This window comes from Lentzea rhizosphaerae (genome assembly GCF_042649515.1).
In the GTDB taxonomy this organism is placed as follows: Bacteria; Actinomycetota; Actinomycetes; order Mycobacteriales; family Pseudonocardiaceae; genus Lentzea; species Lentzea aerocolonigenes.
Genome location: NZ_JBHRZI010000021.1, coordinates 230,999 through 243,450 on the forward strand (window position 1 = coordinate 230,999; position 12,452 = coordinate 243,450).

A 12,452-nucleotide genomic window follows, 5' to 3' on the forward strand; every position below is an offset into this window, starting at 1 on the left:
CGTGCTGCCCGGTTCACATCGCGCCTCCGGCCTGGTCGACGACACCGCGCTGGTGCGGGCGATGCTGGAGGTCGAGGTCGCGTGGGCACGCGTGCTCGGCACGCCGATCTCGCTCGGCTCGTGGGTGCCCGTGCTGGACCCGGCCGAGGTCGAGGCCGCGGGCAACCCGGTGCTGCCGCTGGTGTCGGCGTTGCGGGCGCACGTCTCCAGCACCGTCCACACCGGACTGACGAGCCAGGACGTGCTCGACTCGGCGCTGATGCTGCTGGCGCGCGACGTCGTGCAGCGCGTGTCGGTGGATCTCGAACGGGTCGCCCGTGCGCTGGCCGGGCTGGCGGACGAGCACCGGTCCAGCGTGATGGCCGGGCGGACGTTGACGCAGTACGCCGTGCCGATCACGTTCGGGCTCAAGGCCGCGCGGTGGCTGACCGGCGTGCTGGACGCGGTGGCGGAGCTGGAGGTCGTGGCGCGGACCCTGCCGGTGCAGTGCGGTGGCGCGGCGGGAACGTTGTCCCGCGCGGCTTCCGTGGTGGATCCGGTTGCGGCCGCCGCGGAGTTCGCTCGTCACCTGGGACTGGTGTGGCCGGGGGTGCCCTGGCACACGTACCGCGCTCCGGTGACGCGTCTCGGCGACGCGCTCGTGCGAACGTGCGACGCGCTCGGGGTGATGACGGCCGACCTGCTGACGCTGGGGCGGCCGGAGATCGGTGAGGTCTCCGAGGGCGCCGTGGCGGGGCGCGGCGGGTCGTCGACCATGCCGCACAAGCGGAACCCGGTGCTGTCGGTGCTGGTGAACAGCGCGGCTCTGCAGGCACCCCAGCTCGGGGCGCAGCTGCACCTGTGCGCGGCACGGGCGGTGGACGAGCGTCCGGACGGGGCGTGGCACGCGGAGTGGCCCGCGTTGCGAGCGTTGATGGAGCTCGTGGTCGTGGCCGCTTCCCAGGCGGCCGAACTCGTTGAGGGACTTGAGGTGCACGCGGACGTGATGGCACGCCGGGCCGACGGGGCCGCCGGGGAGTTGCTGGCCGAACGGGGTGGTGGTGCCGATCCGGGCTCGTACCTCGGTGCGGCCGAACTGTTCGTGGACGAGGTGCTGAAGAGGTGGCGCGATGACCGTTGAGCTGAGCCTCACCCGGCTCGCCGGATCGGAGTTCTCGTCGCGGCTGCTGGTGGTCGGGCCGTCGCTCGGCACGTCGGTCGCGCTGCTGTGGCGGGACTGCGCGATGGTGCTGCCCGGCGAGTTCGAGGTGATCGGCTGGGACCTGCCGGGCCACGGCAGCGGCGCGCCGGCGACCGCGCCGTTCACCGTGCAGGACATCGCCGACGAGCTGACCGACCGCGTCGTGGCGCTGGCCGGTGAACGGCACGCCGCCTACGCCGGGGTGTCCTTCGGCGGTGCGGTCGGGTTCGAGCTGGCGAGCCGGACCGACGGACCGTTCGAGACCGTGGTGTGCATCGGCGCGGCGCCGCGGATCGGGTCGCCCGAGGCGTGGCACGAGCGGGCCGCGCTGGTGCGGCGAGCGGGAACACCGGTGATGGTCGACGGTTCGGCGCAGCGCTGGTTCGCGCCGGGCTTCATCGAACGCGCGCCGCGGATCGCCGGGGCGCTGCTGCGGGCGTTGGCGGACACCGACAAGGAGTCCTACGCGCTGGCGTGCGAGGCGTTGGCGCTGTTCGAAGCCGGTGAACCCGTGCTGCCCCTGCGGGTGCTGGTGGGAGAGCACGACGTCGTGGTGTCGCCTTCGAACTCCGACCGGGTGCTGGACGGGTGCGGGCACCTGCCGCCCGCCGAGGATCCGGCGGCGGTCGCATCGGTGTTGGTGGAGGAGTTGCGGTGTCCTACGACGACGGCATGAAGGTTCGGCGTGAGGTGCTCGGGGACGCCCACGTGGACCGGGCGGTCCCCGACGACTTCACGCGCGACTTCCAGGACTTCATCACCCGGTACGCGTGGGGGGAGATCTGGACGCGGCCGGGGCTCGACCGGCGGATGCGCAGCGCGATGACGCTCACGGCGTTGATCGCTCTCGGGCACTGGGAAGAGCTGAAGCTCCACGTCGCGGCGGCGCTGCGCAACGGGCTGAGCGAGAACGAGATCGGTGAAGTGATCTTGCAGAGCGCCATCTACTGCGGTGTGCCCGCGGCGAACCACGCGTTCGCGGTCGCGCGCCAGGTTCTGAAGGAGGAAGCGTGACCACGCGCACCCAGGTCGGCATCGTCGGTGGGGGACCGGCCGGGCTGATGCTCTCGCACCTGTTGTCCCTCAACGGGATCGACAGCGTCGTCGTCGACAACAGATCCCGGCTGGAGATCGAGAACACGATCCGCGCCGGCATCCTGGAGGCCGACAGCGCCCGCCTGCTCGCCGACACCGGCGTGTCCGACCGGGTGCTGCGCGACGGACATCCGCACGAGGGCATCGACCTGCGGTTCGGCGGCGAGAGCCACCGCATCGACTTCCGCGCCCTGGTGGGCGAATCGGTCTGGCTCTATCCGCAGACCGACGTGTTCGTCGACCTGGCGAACGCCCGCGAGCGCGACGGCGGCGACGTGCGGTTCGGCGTCAGCGACACGTCCGTCGACATCACCGAGCCCGCCATCCGGTTCGTCGACAGCGACGGCGTGCGGCAGGAAATCCGCTGCGACCTGCTCGTAGGAGCCGACGGCTCCCGCTCGATCTGCCGGGCGCAGGTGCCGGAATCCGTGCGCACGCACAGCTTCCGCGAGTACCCGTTCGCCTGGTTCGGCATCATCACCCAGGCCCCGCGCAGCGCCCCGGAGCTCGTCTACACGCACTCGCCGCGCGGGTTCGCGTTGATCAGCCAACGCACCGAGACCCACCAGCGCATGTACTTCCAGTGCGACCCGGAGGCCGATCCCGTCGCGTGGTCCGACGACCGGATCTGGGAGGAGCTCCAGGCCCGCGTGGCCGGACCGGACGGCTTCACGCTGAAGGAAGGCCCGATCACCGAGAAGACGGTGCTGCGCTTCCGGTCGTTCGTCGCGGAACCCATGCGCCACGGCAACCTTCTGCTCGCGGGCGACGCCGCCCACACCGTCCCCCCGACCGGCGCGAAGGGCCTCAACCTCGCCCTGGCGGACGTCCGGGTGCTCGCCGAGGTGATCGAACGCGCGTTGCTCAAGAACGACCGCGACGCCCTCGACGAGTACGGGCCGCGCGCGTTGGACCGGGTCTGGAAGGCCCAGCACTTCTCGTACTGGATGACGACCATGCTGCACGCCCTGCCCGCCGCCACGGACTTCGACGTGCGCCGCCAGCTCGGTGAGCTGAGGTCCGTGGTCGGGTCGGAGGCGGGGTCGAGGTTCCTCGCCGAGGGCTACACCGGGACCTGGCCCGCCTGAGCGCTGATCAGCTCGACCTCGCCGCCCTGGTGCCCGGGAGGGACGACGGCGAGGGCGTCGGCGAGCGCGGCGCCCCACAGCGAACCGGGGCGGTCGTGGCCGACGGGCATCGCGTTGTCGCCGCGCCTGGTCACCGGGACCAGGCGTGTGTCTCGGGGGTGCGCTTCTACTTGCGTGAGGCGCGCGGTGATCGGTGGGTGTGGCGCGTGCCCGCCGAGGGTGCTGAGCAGCGGCTGGAGCAGGGTGAGGACCGCGGCGAAAGCGGCGAACGGGTTGCCCGGCAGGCCGACGACGCAGCGGCCGTCGGGGAGCGTGGCGAGCAGCATCGGGTGGCCCGGGCGGCAGGCGACTCCGCTGACGAGGATCTCGGCGTCGAGGTCGTGGAGCACTCGGCGCAGGTGATCGGCTGGGCCGACCGACGTGGCGCCACAGGTCACGAGGACGTCGGCCTGGGTGGCGCTGGTGAGGGCCGGCGGGCTGACGCGCCGGTGGGTTGTGAGGGCGTCGCCCAAGGCGGACGGGTCGTCGCGCACGTGGTTGGTGCCGATCAGGTCGGCTCCCATGAGCAGGCCGGGCAGCATCGGCCCGATGGCGTCGCGGACCCTGCCTGGGCGCGGTGGGCCGGCGTGGAGCAGTTCGTCGCCGGTGACGATCACGGCCACGCGCGGGCGGCGGTGGACCAGCAGGGTGTCGTGGCCCGCGCCCGCGGCGAGGCCGAGGACGGCGGGGGAGACCGCCGAACCGGCCGGGACGAGCTCGTCGCCGGCTGACCAGTCCTCGCCGCGGCGGCGGATGTTTTTGCCGACCTGCGCAGGTACAGGATGTTGACATCCCGAATGTCTACATCCTGAATGTTGACATTGTGCTTGTTCGACAAGCCTGGAGCCTTCGACCGTGCAGCGCTCCACCGGGATCACCAGGTCTGAGCCAGCCGGCACCGGTGCGCCCGTCGCCACCCCGAACGCCTCACCGGACTGCAGCGTCGTGTCAGGCACCGGATCGCCCGCCGCCACCCGCCCCGCGACCGTCCACGGCCCCGGCCCCGGCCCGGCCACCGCGTACCCGTCCATCGCCGAGGTGTCGCACGTCGGCTGATCGGCCAGCGCACGCACCCCGGACGCGAGCGCGAAACCGACGGCATCGGGCAAAGCCAGCTCGACGGCCTCCAACGGCTTCACGGCTTCCCGCGCCGTTCGACGGGCCAGAGGCCAAGTCATGTTCTGAGACATGTTGTGGGGCATGTTCATCAGGGCTCCCGTGGTATAGCCTACCTCATACTGTATGCAATCCTCGGGACGGGGTGAAGGGCATGCCAGTCGCGACTTACGTACGTGATCACGTCGGCAGGCTCTACCGGGTGGGGGAGACCGACGTCGAGGTGTCGGGACGCTCGCGCCGCGCGGTGCTGTGGGCGGCGTGGGCGGCGATGCTCGCGGCCGGCATCGGGCAGTACGGGTTCGGTGCGTTGATCCCTCAGCTGCAGGACCGGTGGAGTGTGCCGGAGCTGTTCTGGGCCCTGGCGTTGTGGACGGTGTGCCAGGCGGGCACGGCGTTCCCCGCTGCCTGGTTGAGGGAGCAGAACAGACTCACGCCGACCGGCGCCATGTGGATCGGCGCGCTCCTGTGCGGCACCGGCCTGCTGACGCTCGGGCAGGGGCAGCTCGTCGGGTACGCCGTGCTCGGTGGCATCGGTGCGGGCCTGGTGTACGCGACGTGCCTCGGCACGGTCGTTCGCTGGTATCCCGAGCGCGTGACCAGGAAGGTCGCGTTCGTCAGCGGGGCGTTCGCGTACGGGTCGGTGCCGTTCGTGCTGGCCGCCGGGGTGTTCTTCGGCAAAGGTTTCCTCCTGCAGGCGTCCATCGCGGTCACCGTGGTCGTCGCCGTCGCGGGCGTGGTGATGAAGGACCCGCCCGAGCACTGGTGGCCGCCGCACGTGTCGCCGCGCGAGTGGGCGCTGGACCGGGCGCGGGTGCCGAACCGGGCCGCACTCAGGGAGTTCCGGCCGGAGCAGGCCATGCGGTGCGGCACGTTCTGGTGGCTCTACGGCGGTGTGGCGTTCGCGGCGGCGGTGTCGCTCTACGACCTGGCGTACCTGCCGTTGTTCGTGGGAGACAAGACACTCGGCGCGGTTGCTCTGGCGACGCTCGCCGCGGCGACGGGCACTGGACGCGTGCTGGTCGGGTGGATCTCGGATCGTGTCGGACGCCGCAAAGCGATCGTCTGGACGTTGGCGACCGGCGGCTGTGCGCAGTTCGTGCTGCTGTACTCGCACCACGTCGTGGGCCTGCTCATCGGTGCGACGCTGGCCGGACTCGGCACGGGGTGCTGTTACTCGTTGCTCGTCGGTGTCACCAGGGAGTACTTCGGCGAGACGAACGGCGCGCGGAACTTCGGCGTGCTCTACACCGCGAAGGCCACCGGAGCGCTCATCGCCGCGATCGTCCTCGCCTCGCAGGGGCCGGCGTTCGCCTTCACCGCGGCGGGAGTGCTGGGGCTGGCGGGTGCGCTGTTCACCAGGCACCTGTCGCAGCCGGGAAGGCCCCGCCTGTGAGCCGGGTGCCGAGGCTCGCGAAGGGCCGGCACCCGGCACCCGCGGACGGGTGTTGCCTGATGGAGCTCACGTCGGTGCTCGCGGGCGAGGTGTGGTCGGACCGGCCCGCCTGCGTGCACCCGGTGCTGGCGTGCGTGGCGCGGTGCGTCAACGACCAGTCCACAGAAGACGGTCGGAGGAAGCTGTTGCCGTTCGCCACCAGGGTGATCGGCACGCGGAAGGCGTCCGCGCAACGCCTGGTCGCGCATTGCGTGCGCAGGGCGGGCATCGCCGCGCCGAGGTGGTGGCCGCGCAGCTGGGTGGTCACCAGGGCGGTGCGGGCGATGAACGGGGACGAGGTGTTGCGGCGCCTGCTCGACGAGTGCGTCGCGATCTGCAGGGAGGCAACCGATGGGGCGAGTGACGAGCAGGCGGCGCGTGATCCGGCTGGTGGACGACGCGGTCACCGCGCGCCCGGACACCCTGGCGGTCGAGGAACCGCTGGAGATCCGCGTGCGGGGCAAGTCCCTCGCCGTGACCATGCGCACGCCGGGTGACGACTTCGACCTCGCGGCGGGTTTCCTGGTCAGCGAAGGCGTGGTGCGCAGCCCGTCCGACATCGCCTCCATCCGCTACTGCGCGGGCGCGACGGCCGACGGCGGCAACACCTACAACGTGCTCGACGTCGGCCTCGGAGAAGGCGTCGCGCCACCGGATCCGTCGATCGAACGCAACTTCTACACCACGTCGTCGTGCGGCCTGTGCGGCAAGGCGAGCCTGGACGCCGTGCGCACCACCGCGACCTGGCAGGTGGCGTCCGACCCGATCCGGCTCGACCCGCGGGTGATCACCGAGTACCCGGCGAAACTCCGTGCCGCGCAACGGGTTTTTGACCGGACAGGTGGCCTGCACGCGGCCGGCCTGTTCGACGCCGGCGGCACCCTGCTGTGCCTGCGCGAGGACGTCGGCCGGCACAACGCGGTCGACAAGGTCGTCGGCTGGGCCACCCGCAACGGAAGGCTGCCGCTGACGAGCACCGTGCTGATGGTGAGCGGCAGGGCGTCGTTCGAACTGGTGCAGAAGGCCGTCATGGCAGGGATTCCGGTGCTCACGGCGGTGTCCGCGCCGTCGTCGCTCGCCGCCGACCTGGCCGAGGAGATGGGCGTGACGCTCGTCGGGTTCCTGCGCGGCACGTCGATGAACGTCTACACAGGAGGGCACCGCCTAGGCGTGACGGCCGGAGCGCGCTAGTCGCGTGATTCGTGGCGGTGCCGCGAGGCGTCCTGCTGAGCGTGAATTCACCGCCACCGTCGCGAGCCACGCCACTAGGCCGATCAGCGTCCTCCGCGAGGAGGATGCCTCACGGCGGACGCGATCTTGGTACGAACCGCATAACGTTCCTCCCATGTTGACTGTGAGGGGGATCAGCCGGAGCTTCGGCGACCACCGCGTCCTCGACGAGGTGAGTTTCGACGTGAAGCCCGGCAGGATGACCGGCTTCCTGGGGGCCAACGGATCCGGCAAGACGACGACCATGCGGATCGTGCTGGGGGTGCTCGCCGCGCACGGGGGTTCGGTGAGCTGGCAAGGGGAGCCGGTCACTCCTGCGCACCGGCCCGACTTCGGCTACATGCCGGAGGAACGCGGGCTCTACCCGAAGATGAAGGTGCGCGAGCAGATCACGTGGCTCGGCCGGCTGCACGGCGTCGACCGGACGACCGCGCAGCGCAACACCGACGAGCTGCTCGCCGAACTGGAGCTGACCGACCGCGCCGACGACCGGCTGGAGGCGCTGTCGCTCGGCAACCAGCAGCGCGTGCAGATCGCCGCGGCGCTCGTGCACGACCCGGACGTGCTGATCCTCGACGAGCCGTTCTCGGGCCTCGACCCGATCGCCGTCGAGACCGTGCTGGACGTGCTGCGCAAGCGGGCCGCGAACGGTGTGCCCGTGCTGTTCTCGAGCCACCAGCTCGCGATCGTGGAACGGCTCTGCGACGACGTGGTGATCATCTCCAAGGGACGGATCGCCGCGAACGGATCACGTGAGGAGCTGCGCCGCCGCCACGCCGGTGAGCGCTACGAGATCGTCGTCGAGGAGGACGCGGGCTGGATCCGTGACGTGCCGGGCACGACGATCCTGGAGCTCGACGGGCCGCGCGCGGTGTTCGAGTCCGAACCCCAGCAGGTGCTCAGGGCCGCCCTGGACCGCGGCGAGGTCCGCTCGTTCACCCCGGTCGTGCCGACGCTCGACGAGATCTTCAAGGAAGTGATCTGACATGGCCAGGGCCTCCTTCAGCCAGTCCACCTGGCTCGTCGCCGAACGCGAGATCAAGACCCTGGTCGGCACCAAGGGTTTCTGGATCGGCTTCCTGTTCACGATCGTCGGGTTGTTCGCGCTCACCGTGCTGCCGACGGTGTTCGGCGGTGACGATCCCAAGGTTGCCGCGGTCGGGTCCGCCGTGCGGGCCGTGCAGGGCAAGCAACTCGACGTCCGCGAGGTCGCCACCGTCGAGGAGGCCGCCGGTCTCGTGCGCGAGGACGAGGTCGAGGCGGCGATCGTGCCGGACGGCGGCGGGATCAAGGTCCTCGCGCTGAACGACCCGCCCAACGACGTGATCCAGCAGCTCGTCGAGTCACCGCCGGTGGAGCTGCTCGACGCGTCGGCGGTGAACTCCGGTCAGCGAGCCGTCACCGTGATCGTGTTCGGACTGGTGTTCCTGATGTTCGGCATGGGCGGCGCGGCGATCGCGCAGAGCACCGTGACCGAGAAGCAGACCCGGATCGTGGAGATCCTGGTGTCGACGGTGCCGGTGCGGGCTCTGCTCGCGGGCAAGATCCTCGGCCACACCATCCTGACGCTCGCCCAGGTCGTGGTGCTCGCGCTCGCGGCACCGATCGCGCTGCGGGTCGCCGGTCTCGGCGAACTGCTCGGGGTGGTGGCGCCCGCGCTGGGCTGGTTCGTGCCGTTCCTGATGCTCGGGTTCGTGCTGATCTCGTCGATGTGGGCGGTCGCCGGTGCGCTGGTCAGCCGTCAGGAGGACCTCGGCTCGACGATGGGCCTGGTCATGCTCGCGGTGATGGGACCGTACTTCGGCGTGCAGTTCTTCTACGAGAACGCCGCGGTGCTCAAGGTGATGTCGTTCGTGCCCTTCACCGCCGGTGTCGCGATGCCGGTGCGGTTGTTCGCCCAGCAGGCGCAGCCGTGGGAGGCGATCCTCTCACTCGTCCTCCTCGCGGCCACGGTGGTCGCGATCCTGCTGGTCGCCTCGCGCCTCTACACCGGCTCGCTGCTGCAGACCGGTGCACGGGTGAAGCTCGCGAAGGCGTGGGCACCGGCAGAATAGGGCCATGATCGCTGATCCGATTCGCCTCGCCGTCGTCGGCCTGGGCGCCATGGGCACCCGGATGCTGACGGCGGCGCAGGCACATCCGGGCTACACGGTGGTGGCCGGCGTCGACGTGGCACCCCGATCGCTCGACGTTCCGGTGGTGATCTCTCTGGACGAGGTCCTGTCCGATGTGGACGCCGTGTACGTCTCGACGCCACCGGCCTCGCACGCCTCCCTGGTGCTCGAGGCGTTCGAGGCGGGCAAGGCCGTGTTCTGCGAGAAGCCGCTCGCCGTGGACCTCGGCGAGGCCCGTGCGATGGCCGTCGCCGCGCAGGGACGCCCGAACGCGGTGAACTTCGCGTTGTCGGACATGGTCGCGACCCTCGAGATCGAACGGCGGCTGCCGGAACTGGGAACGCTGCGGGGCGTGGAGATCCGGCTGCAGTTCCCGCGCTGGCCGCGCGCGTTCCAGGCGGAGGCGGCCTGGCTCGCGCGCAACGAGCAGGGCGGGTTCGTCCGCGAGGTGTTGTCGCACTTCGTGTACCTGACCGACCGGCTGCTCGGACCGCTCACGGTCGAGTCGGTGTCGGCGGACTTCCCCGAGCCGGGTGCGGCGGAGGTGGCGGCACGCGGCGTGCTGCGGGGCAACGGCGTGCCGGTGCACGTGTCCGCGTTCTCCGGGCTGGCGGGTCCCGAGATCTACGAGTGGACGGTGTGGGGCACGGAACGGTCGCTGCGGCTCGACCAGTGGGCCTTGCTGTCCACTTCGGACAGTGGTCCGTGGGAGCAGGTGCCGTTGGAGCAGACCGGTTCGGACTACTCGCGGCTCACGCTGTTCGCGCAGGCCGTGCGGGGTGAGCACCCGCACGACCTGGCGAACTTCGACAGCGGACTGCGCGTGGCAGAGGTGATCGAGGCGTTCCTGCGGTGAGTCAGCCGAGGACCTCGCGCAGCCTCGCGCCGAACTCCTCCGGCTTGCCCGCCCAGCCGAACTCGCCACCCATGAACCCGCCGTGGTGGCTGGGGAAGACGACCGCCTCCAGGCCGAGCAGCTTCGCGGTGTGCACGGCGGTGCGCGCGGTGAACGCGTTGCCCGTCTCCTCGCCGACCGCGATCACGATGCGCGTGGGCGCTGCCTTCAGCGCGTCGACCCGCGGGTAGTAGTCGGTGATGGCGAGCGAGGACGTGCCCAGCAACGGGTCGTCGCGCTTGCCGTCGTCCTCGGCCGGCATGCCGAACTGCGCGGGATCCGGTGCGGGCAGGGCGAAGTAGTCGTCGGTGTACTCGCCCTGCCACGAGCTCATCTGCATGAACGCGGCCATGCCCGAGCCCGAGCCCTTGGCCTGGTAGACCTCGATGAAACCGTCGCGGGCACGGCGGGCGGCCCGCGCGTCCGGCAGCACGTCGATGATCGGCGGCTCGTGCGCGACGAGCGTGACGACGTCGTTCGGGTAGGACGCCACGAGTTCCAGCGCCGTGACCGCGCCACCGCTGGACGCGAAGAGGTCGACCGGGCCGCCGACGGCCTCGATCACCGCGTGCACGTCCGCCGCCTGCGTCTCGGGCGTGTTGTCCGTGCGGCCGTCGGATCTCGTGCTGCGGCCGAGACCGCGCGGGTCGTAGGTGATCACGGTGCGGTCGGGGAACTGGGCGCGCAGGGCGGTGAAGCCGCTGGCGTCCATGGGCTGGCCGATCATCATCAACGGGCGGCCGCCCTCGCCGTGCACGTCGTAGGTGATGGCCGCTTCGTTGGTTTCGAGAACGTGAGTTGTCACGGTTGCTCCCCAGGTTCAGTTGGCCTGAGCAGCCTAGTCACAGACGTGAACCCGCGTCGGCCAACAGGCCGATCGACCTGCGTGTATTCGGCTGTTATCAAAGATCACATGACGCGAACAGCAGTGGTGACCGGCGGCGGCACGGGCATCGGCAAGGCGGTGGCGGCCCGGCTCGTGGAGCAGGGGCTGGACGTGGTGATCACGGGTAGGCGGGAGGACGTCCTGAAGGCGGCGGCCGAGGAGATCGGCGCGCGGGCGGTGGTGTTCGACGCGGCCGACCCGGACGCGGTCCAAGCGGCGTTGAGCGATCTGCCGGCGCAGGTGGACGTCCTGGTGAACAACGCGGGCGGCAACATGACCCGGCGGCTGCCCGCGCCGGAGAACCTGGCGGACGTCCGGAACCTGTGGCTCGCCAACTACGAGTCCAACGTGATCAGCGCCGTGCTCGTGACCACCGCACTGGAGCCGCGCCTCGCCGACAACGCGCGTGTGGTGACCATCGGCTCGATCGCGGGCCGGCGCGGGTCGGGTGCCTACGGCGCGGCGAAGGCGGCGGTCGAGGCGTGGACCGCTGACCTCGCGTTCGCGGTGGGAGCGCGGGGGATCACGGTCAACGTGGTGTCGCCCGGCGTCACGCAGGACACCGAGTTCTTCGGCGGGACGCTCAGCGAGGAACGGCGCAAGAAGCTCGTCGGCAACCCGGCGAACGGCCGCGCGGGCACGCCCGCGGACATCGCCGCGGCGGTGGCGTTCGTGGCCTCTCCCGAGGCCGGTCACATCACCGCGCAGGTCATCGGGGTGAACGGCGGAGCCGGGCTCGGACGCTGAACGCGATCACCGCGAGCAGCACGACCAGCAACGCGATCCACGAGAACTCGGCGAGGTAGTGCTCGGCCGCCTCGCCGACGAAGTAGACGACAGCGGTCGTGCCGCCGGCCCACGCGATGCCGCCAGCTGCGTTGGCCAGCAGGAACTTCCCGTAGTGCATGCCCATCGTGGCGGCGAGCGGACCGGACAGGATCCGCAGCAACGCCACGAACCGGCCGAAGAAGACCGCCCGGGCGCCGTGCCGTTCGAACAGCGCCTGGGCGCGGCCGACTTTTCCCGCGTCGAAGTGGCGGGGGAACTTCTCGCCCGCCCACCCGAACACGCGCGGCCCGAACCGTTTGCCCAGCGCGTAACCGGTGCTGTCGCCGGTGATCGCCCCCGCGGACGCCACCACGCCGACGATCACCGGTGAGATGCCGTCGTGGTGCGAGGCCATCAACGCCGCCGTGACCAGGACGATCTCGCCCGGCACCGGGATTCCGACACTCTCGATGCCGACCACAAGGCCTACGACGACGTAGACCAGCACCGGAGGGATGGTGTGGAGCCACTGGGTCAGCACGTGATCGATCTTCCTCCTGCGGCGGAATCCGTGCAGCGGTCTCAGGTCCGTCGATAAGGTGTTGA

14 protein-coding genes are annotated in these 12,452 nt (G+C 70.8%); 10 read left to right on the forward strand and 4 right to left on the reverse strand.

From position 1 onward, the window contains the following. Position 1 precedes the first annotated feature (1 nt). The 4 genes from ACFOWZ_RS26260 to ACFOWZ_RS26275 are packed head-to-tail and all read left to right on the forward strand — an operon-like array spanning position 2 to position 3,363. Positions 2 to 1,120 (forward strand): lyase family protein, encoded by a 1,119-nt coding sequence (locus ACFOWZ_RS26260; protein WP_382376547.1) that lies wholly within the window; start codon positions 2 to 4, stop codon positions 1,118 to 1,120. Continuing rightward, positions 1,110 to 1,856, forward strand: a complete 747-nt coding sequence (locus ACFOWZ_RS26265) for an alpha/beta fold hydrolase (protein WP_382376548.1) — start codon at positions 1,110 to 1,112, stop codon at positions 1,854 to 1,856. The genes ACFOWZ_RS26260 and ACFOWZ_RS26265 overlap by 11 nt, the downstream gene beginning before the upstream one ends. Continuing rightward, entirely contained in the window at positions 1,853 to 2,194 is a 342-nt protein-coding gene (gene pcaC, locus ACFOWZ_RS26270) for a 4-carboxymuconolactone decarboxylase (protein WP_382376579.1), read from the forward strand. Before ACFOWZ_RS26265 ends, pcaC begins: the two co-directional genes overlap by 4 nt. Next, positions 2,191 to 3,363, forward strand: a complete 1,173-nt coding sequence (locus ACFOWZ_RS26275) for a 4-hydroxybenzoate 3-monooxygenase (RefSeq protein ID WP_382376549.1) — start codon at positions 2,191 to 2,193, stop codon at positions 3,361 to 3,363. The genes pcaC and ACFOWZ_RS26275 overlap by 4 nt, the downstream gene beginning before the upstream one ends. Here the strand turns inward: ACFOWZ_RS26275 and ACFOWZ_RS26280 are convergent. Beyond that, positions 3,339 to 4,580: a molybdopterin molybdotransferase MoeA gene (locus ACFOWZ_RS26280; RefSeq protein WP_382376550.1), complete on the reverse strand. Its 1,242-nt coding sequence runs from the start codon at positions 4,578 to 4,580 to the stop codon at positions 3,339 to 3,341. The genes ACFOWZ_RS26275 and ACFOWZ_RS26280 overlap by 25 nt on opposite strands. Before the next feature lie 92 nt (positions 4,581 to 4,672). On the opposite strand from ACFOWZ_RS26280, the gene ACFOWZ_RS26285 reads away from it, so the two are divergent. Beyond that, positions 4,673 to 5,914, forward strand: a complete 1,242-nt coding sequence (locus ACFOWZ_RS26285) for an MFS transporter (protein ID WP_382376551.1) — start codon at positions 4,673 to 4,675, stop codon at positions 5,912 to 5,914. On the opposite strand, the gene ACFOWZ_RS26290 is transcribed toward ACFOWZ_RS26285, so the two are convergent. Further along, positions 5,874 to 6,221, reverse strand: coding sequence for a hypothetical protein (locus ACFOWZ_RS26290; RefSeq protein WP_382376552.1), 348 nt, complete (start codon positions 6,219 to 6,221; stop codon positions 5,874 to 5,876). The two genes, ACFOWZ_RS26285 and ACFOWZ_RS26290, sit on opposite strands and share 41 nt — an antisense overlap. An 83-nt stretch (positions 6,222 to 6,304) precedes the next feature. Between ACFOWZ_RS26290 and fdhD the strand changes: the two genes are divergently transcribed. From fdhD to ACFOWZ_RS26310, 4 genes are all read left to right on the forward strand, one after another. Next, positions 6,305 to 7,144: a formate dehydrogenase accessory sulfurtransferase FdhD gene (fdhD, locus tag ACFOWZ_RS26295; RefSeq protein ID WP_382376553.1), complete on the forward strand. Its 840-nt coding sequence runs from the start codon at positions 6,305 to 6,307 to the stop codon at positions 7,142 to 7,144. 154 nt (positions 7,145 to 7,298) lie between these two features. Further along, positions 7,299 to 8,168: an ABC transporter ATP-binding protein gene (locus tag ACFOWZ_RS26300; RefSeq protein WP_382376554.1), complete on the forward strand. Its 870-nt coding sequence runs from the start codon at positions 7,299 to 7,301 to the stop codon at positions 8,166 to 8,168. Between the two features lies 1 nt (position 8,169). Continuing rightward, positions 8,170 to 9,237 carry an ABC transporter permease gene (locus ACFOWZ_RS26305; protein ID WP_382376555.1) on the forward strand — a complete coding sequence of 356 codons (1,068 nt, stop codon included), beginning with the start codon at positions 8,170 to 8,172 and terminating at the stop codon, positions 9,235 to 9,237. Positions 9,238 to 9,241: 4 nt separating this feature from the next. Next, the gene (locus ACFOWZ_RS26310) at positions 9,242 to 10,153 is read left to right on the forward strand and encodes a Gfo/Idh/MocA family protein (RefSeq protein WP_382376556.1); all 912 of its coding nucleotides are present in this window, start codon (positions 9,242 to 9,244) and stop codon (positions 10,151 to 10,153) included. 1 nt (position 10,154) lies between these two features. On the opposite strand, the gene ACFOWZ_RS26315 is transcribed toward ACFOWZ_RS26310, so the two are convergent. Next, positions 10,155 to 10,997: an alpha/beta fold hydrolase gene (locus ACFOWZ_RS26315; RefSeq protein ID WP_382376557.1), complete on the reverse strand. Its 843-nt coding sequence runs from the start codon at positions 10,995 to 10,997 to the stop codon at positions 10,155 to 10,157. A gap of 108 nt (positions 10,998 to 11,105) precedes the next feature. Between ACFOWZ_RS26315 and ACFOWZ_RS26320 the strand changes: the two genes are divergently transcribed. After that, positions 11,106 to 11,825 (forward strand): SDR family NAD(P)-dependent oxidoreductase, encoded by a 720-nt coding sequence (locus tag ACFOWZ_RS26320; RefSeq protein ID WP_382376558.1) that lies wholly within the window; start codon positions 11,106 to 11,108, stop codon positions 11,823 to 11,825. On the opposite strand, the gene ACFOWZ_RS26325 is transcribed toward ACFOWZ_RS26320, so the two are convergent. Next, positions 11,788 to 12,387 carry a DedA family protein gene (locus ACFOWZ_RS26325; RefSeq protein WP_382376559.1) on the reverse strand — a complete coding sequence of 200 codons (600 nt, stop codon included), beginning with the start codon at positions 12,385 to 12,387 and terminating at the stop codon, positions 11,788 to 11,790. The genes ACFOWZ_RS26320 and ACFOWZ_RS26325 overlap by 38 nt on opposite strands. Positions 12,388 to 12,452: the final 65 nt, after the last annotated feature.